Origin of the sequence: Nocardioides albidus (genome assembly GCF_006335005.1) — a bacterium.
Classification (GTDB): domain Bacteria; phylum Actinomycetota; class Actinomycetes; order Propionibacteriales; family Nocardioidaceae; genus Nocardioides; species Nocardioides albidus.
Genome location: NZ_VDMP01000008.1, coordinates 15,534 through 20,538, shown reverse-complemented (window position 1 = coordinate 20,538; position 5,005 = coordinate 15,534). Strand labels below are relative to the sequence as shown.

5 protein-coding genes are annotated in these 5,005 nt (G+C 72.1%); 1 reads left to right on the top strand and 4 read right to left on the bottom strand.

Going from position 1 to position 5,005, the window contains the following annotated elements; genetic code table 11:
- From FHP29_RS00335 to FHP29_RS00320, 4 genes are all read right to left on the bottom strand, one after another.
- On the bottom strand, nt 1-331 hold a 331-nt coding region (locus tag FHP29_RS00335), incomplete at its 3' end, for an alpha/beta fold hydrolase (RefSeq protein WP_139620889.1).
- Nucleotides 332-351: 20 nt separating this feature from the next.
- Nucleotides 352-2,259: a flavin-containing monooxygenase gene (locus FHP29_RS00330; RefSeq protein WP_139620888.1), complete on the bottom strand. Its 1,908-nt coding sequence runs from the start codon at nt 2,257-2,259 to the stop codon at nt 352-354.
- Nucleotides 2,256-3,071, bottom strand: a complete 816-nt coding sequence (locus FHP29_RS00325) for an alpha/beta fold hydrolase (RefSeq protein WP_139620887.1) — start codon at nt 3,069-3,071, stop codon at nt 2,256-2,258. The genes FHP29_RS00330 and FHP29_RS00325 overlap by 4 nt, the downstream gene beginning before the upstream one ends.
- On the bottom strand, nt 3,068-3,898 hold the full coding sequence (locus tag FHP29_RS00320; protein WP_139620886.1) for an ABC transporter ATP-binding protein: 831 nt from the start codon (nt 3,896-3,898) through the stop codon (nt 3,068-3,070). Before FHP29_RS00320 ends, FHP29_RS00325 begins: the two co-directional genes overlap by 4 nt.
- 228 nt (nt 3,899-4,126) lie before the next feature.
- Between FHP29_RS00320 and FHP29_RS00315 the strand changes: the two genes are divergently transcribed.
- Nucleotides 4,127-4,957 carry an SDR family NAD(P)-dependent oxidoreductase gene (locus tag FHP29_RS00315; RefSeq protein WP_139620885.1) on the top strand — a complete coding sequence of 277 codons (831 nt, stop codon included), beginning with the start codon at nt 4,127-4,129 and terminating at the stop codon, nt 4,955-4,957.
- Nucleotides 4,958-5,005 lie beyond the last annotated feature (48 nt).

Sequence of the window (5,005 nt, the reverse complement as noted above, 5' to 3'; positions counted from 1 at the left end):
GCGCGACCGAGCCGCCGAAGGACGAGCCGACCAGGTGCACGGGCTCGGTGATGCCCAGGTGGTCGAGCAGGGCGAGGACGTGACGCAGCCGGAAGCCGAACGGCGCCTGGTCGAGGCGGACCGCCTTGGCGCTGCCGCCGAAGCCGAGCAGGTCCGGGGCGACGACGCGGAAGCGCTCCGCGGCCAGGGGCAGCACGCCGCCCCAGGTGACGTCGGCGCTCGCGCCCCAGGCCCCGTCGTGGAGGAACACCACGACGGGCGCGTCCTGGGGGCCGCCGTGCAGGTAGCGGGTCTCGAGGTCGTTGACGACGACGGTCTCGGTCTGGATCACGGGGCTGGTCTCCTCGGTTCTCACGCGATGTCGTAGAGCTCGGGCTGCGCGGCGGCGGTGCCGTGCAGGTAACGCTGGGCCGGGAGCGGCCACATGACGGTCGAGCGGCCCTCGGCGTTGTGGTACCAGCTGTGGGTCTTGGACCAGCCCCACGCACGCAGGGCGCTCTCCTCGGCGATCCCGTCCTGGTAGCGCTCGAAGACGTCGGCACGCAGGTCCATCGAGCGGTGCCCGCCCTCGAGCAGCATCCGGATCGCGTCGGTGACGTAGGCCGCCTGGCACTCCAGGAAGAAGACCAGGTTGCCGTGCACCACGAGGTTGGTGTTGGGGCCGTAGGCGCAGAACAGGTTGGGGAACCCGGGGATCGTGATGCCCATGTAAGCGGCAGCGTCGATGCCCCACAGCTCGTGCAGGTCGCGGCCGTCGCGGCCGGTGATCCGCATCGGCATGAGGTACTCCGAGGCCTTGAAGCCGGTGCCGAACAGGATCACGTCGGCCTCGACGTGCTCGCCGTCGGAGGTCCAGATGCCCGTCTCGTCGGCCCGCGTGACACCACCGGTCACCAGTCGCACGTTGTCGCGCTTGAGGGTCCGCACCCAGGTGCCGTCGTCGCGGACGATCCGCTTCGAGCCGGGCGGATAGTCGGGGACGATCGCCTCCGCGAGGTCCGACCGGTCACCCGCCTGCTGGAGGAGATAGTCGGTCAGCATCTGCCGGAGCTGCTCGTTCTCCGCCGAGACCGCCCGCTCGGTGGGCGGGTAGTCGGGGTCGACGGTGACCGCGGAGAGCTGGCCGATGACGCGCGGCAGGAAGATCGAGAGCCGGTAGTAGGCGCGGTAGAGCGGCAGGCACGCGAGCAGCCAGCGCTCGTCGGCGTCGATGTCCCGGCGCAGCTCCGGTGTCGGCATCAGCCACGGGGCGCTGCGCTGCACGATCGTCACCTGCTCGGCGATCTTCGCGACCGCGGGCGCGAACTGCAGAGCACTCGCGCCGGTGCCGATCACCGCCACCCGCTTGCCGGTCAGGTCGACGGAGTGGTCCCACTCGGCGGAGTGGAAGGCCGGGCCGGCGAACTTCTCGAGGCCCTCGATCGCCGGGATCGACGGGCGGTTGAGCTGGCCGACGGCGCTGATCAGGGCCGAGTACGACGTGGTCGTCTCGCACTGCGCGTCGTCGACCGTGGTCACCGCCCAGGTGTGGGAGCTCTCGTCCCAGGTGGCCGAGGCGACCGCCGTACCGAACCGGATGTGCTCGAGGAGGCCGTTCTTCTCCGCGAACCCGCGCAGGTAGTCGAGGATCACCGACTGCCGGCAGAAGTACGACGGCCAGTCGTGCGGGTGGAACGAGTAGGTGTAGATGTGGCTGTGGACGTCGGTGCGGCAGTCCGGGTAGGTGTTCTCGCTCCAGGTGCCGCCGACCTCGTGGCTCTTCTCGTAGATGGTGAACGGGATGCCGGCCTGCTTCATCCGCAGCGCCGAGAGCAGCCCGGAGATGCCCGAGCCGACGATGGCGACGTCGAAGGTGCGGCCCGGAGCGATCTCCTCGAGCGTCCAGTGCGGCGCCCGCGGGTCGGTGCCGTCGGGCACGAACGCCGCCTCGATCAGGTCGGCGATGCCGTCGGCCGTCTCGCCGAGGCTCCAGCGGCCGATCGCGGTCAGCACGCCCGCCGGCGGCTCGACCGGAACCGGCCGGTCCTCGGCGAGCGCCGCCTCGAGCCGGTCCAAGCAGTAGGCACGGGCGGCGCCGGCGACCTCGGGGGCCAGGCCGCTCGCCGGGAGCAGTGCCGGGTCGGGGCGCCACTCGTCGCGCAGGACGGACACGTCGCCGGTGACGTGGGCGACGGTCATGAGGAGCGCCGGCACCTCGGTCGAGTCCGCGCGGGCGCGGATCTCCTCGATCGTGGGGAAGCTCGAGATGGTGCTGGTCATCGTGGGGTCTCCCGGGTCCAGGGGGCGGGGTGCTCGTCGAGGAACGCCCGGACCTCGGCGGCGAAGGCGGCCGGATCGGTGAGCGCGAACAGGTGGGGGCCGGGCACGGAGACGCGCCGCGCCCCGGGGTACTTGGCCGCGAGCGCGTCGATCGCGGCGGGCGGCGCGCTGATATCGGCGTCGCCGCCGACGACGAGGGTCGGCACGGCGGGCTCGGGCGGGCCGAACCGGCCGACGTCGAGCATCGCCTCGAGAGCGTCGGCGTGGACCCGGGTGCTGGTCCGCTCGAGCGTGGCGCGGGCGCGGTCCACGTCGGCGGCGGCTCCATCGGCACCGAACCAGCGCTCCAGCGTGGCCGGCACGAGCGCGCTCATGTCGGCCGCCGCGCGAACACCGGCCAGTCGTTGGAGAGCTCCCTCGCGAGCGTCCTCGGCGAACCCGCCGCCGGTCGCGGTCAGCACCAGGGCCTCGACCCGCGTCGGAGCGCTCGCCGCGACCGCCTGGGCGACCATGCCGCCCATCGACACGCCGAGCACGATCGAGGTCTCGATGCCGAGGTGGTCCCATAGTTCGACGACGTCGGCCGCGAGTCGCGACAGGGTCATCGGCTCCGGCCCCTCCTCGCTGCCGCCGTGGCCGCGGAAGTCCGGGCACAGCATGCGGTACGACGGTCCCAGCTCCTCGGCCAACCCGGCGTACCAGCTGCCGTCGAGGCTCAGCGTGTGCAGCGCGGTGACGACGCGGGCGCCGCTGCCGTAGGTGCGGTGGGCGATCGCCGTCCCGTCGGAGGCGGCGAAGAGCGCGTCGGTCACCTGTCCCCCTGGGAGGCGTCCACGGCCAGGACTTCCTTGCGGAGCAGGTCGGAGAGCTCCTCGAAGTGCTGCCGGAAGGTCTCGGAGGAGGTCCGCATCTCCTGGGTGCGCGGGCGCTCGAGACCGATCTTGATGTCGGCGATGATCCGGCCCGGGCGGGCCGCCATCAAGATGACGCGGTCGCTGAGCAGGATCGCCTCCTCCAGGTCGTGGGTGACGAAGATGACCGTCGGCCGCTCCGCCTCCCAGAGCCGGATGAACTCCTCCTGCTGGAAGGCGCGGGTCTGCGCGTCGAGGGCCGCGAACGGCTCGTCCATCAGCACCACCTTCGGGCTCTGCACCAGGGTCCGTGCGATGGCGACCCGCTGCCGCATGCCCTGCGAGAGGTGGAGGACGTCGGACTCCGCGAAGTCGTGGAGCCGCACCCGCTTGAGCCACTCGGTCGCCCGCTCACGCCGCTCACTCTTCGGAACGCCGCGGACCTCGAGGCCGAGCTCGACATTGCTGCGCACCCGGCGCCACGGCAGGAGGGCGTCGCGGGCGAAGAGGAAGGCGACGTCCTCGGACGTCGAGGTGACCTCCTGGCCGCCCAGGCGGACCGAGCCGACCCGCGGCCGGACCAGGCCGCCGGTCATGCTGAGCGCCGTGGTCTTGCCGCAGCCGGAGGGCCCCACGATGCTCACGAACTCCGACGGGGCGATGTCGAGGTTGAAGTCGTCGAGCACCTTCACCGCGCGCTTGCCGTGGATGAAGCTGTGCTCGACGTGCTCGAAGGTCACGCCGAGGCCGCGCGTCGCCTCGTCGCTGCGCACCGTGGTCGCCGTCATGTCGTCACCTTCCAGCAAGGGGTCGTTCGGTCCCGGAAGAGGCCGCGGCCCAGGGGGCGCGGCCCGAGATCCCGAGGGTTTCGCCGTGTGAGTCGGCTCACTCGCTCGGGTTGTTCGATCGTGGTTCCTGGCCTCCGGCGAGTCAAGGGAGATCGGGCCCACCCGGACTATCGGGGCGATAGGTGAGGACACGTTGCACCCGGACGTGACGCGCACCACGCTGCCACCATGACATCCGCACAGCAGCCCCTGCCCCTCGGGCGTGCGAGCTTCGACTTCGCCGGCCAGGTGGTCGTGGTCACCGGCGCCTCCGGCGGCATCGGCTCCGCCGTCGCCGACGCCTTCGGCGACGCCGGAGCACGACTGGTGCTCCACGGCCGCCGCGAGGACGCCCTCGAGGGGCTGACCCGCAAGCTCGCCGAGCGCGGCGTCGAGGCGGTCTGGGTGACCGGCAACGTCCGCACCCGCGAGACCGCGGAGGCGATCCGCGACGCCGCGCTGTCGGCGTACGGACGCATCGACATCCTCGTCAACAACGCCGGCGGCAACTTCGGCGCCCGGCTGGAGACGCTCTCCCCCAACGCCTGGAACGCGACCGTGGAGGCCAACCTCAGCGGCGCCTTCCACTGCGCCACCGCCTGCTTGCCGACCTTCGCGCAGCAGGGCGGCGGCGTCGTCGTCAACGTCGGCTCCGTGTCGGCCAACCACGCCCACCCGCTGCGCGGGGCGTACGCCGCCGCGAAGGCCGGTCTCGCCTCCCTCACCCGGACCATGGCGTGGGAGTGGGCGGACCGCGGGGTCCGCGTCAACTGCATCGAGCCGGGCGCGATCCTCACGGAGTCGTCCCGCTTCGCGGCCGAGGGCGACATCCTCCAGCGCGTCGAGCGGTACGTCGCGATCGGGCGGGTCGGCCGCCCCGACGAGATCGCCGGCGCCTGCCTGTTCCTGTGCTCCGATGCCGCCAGCTACATCACCGGCGCGGTGCTGCCCGTCGCCGGTGGTCCTCTGACCTCCACCCCGGCCGACATCGACCTGGTCCGCCAGCCGGTCGACGCCTGATCGACGCCACCGTTCCGAGGAGTCTCTTCCCATGACCGAGAACGCCGT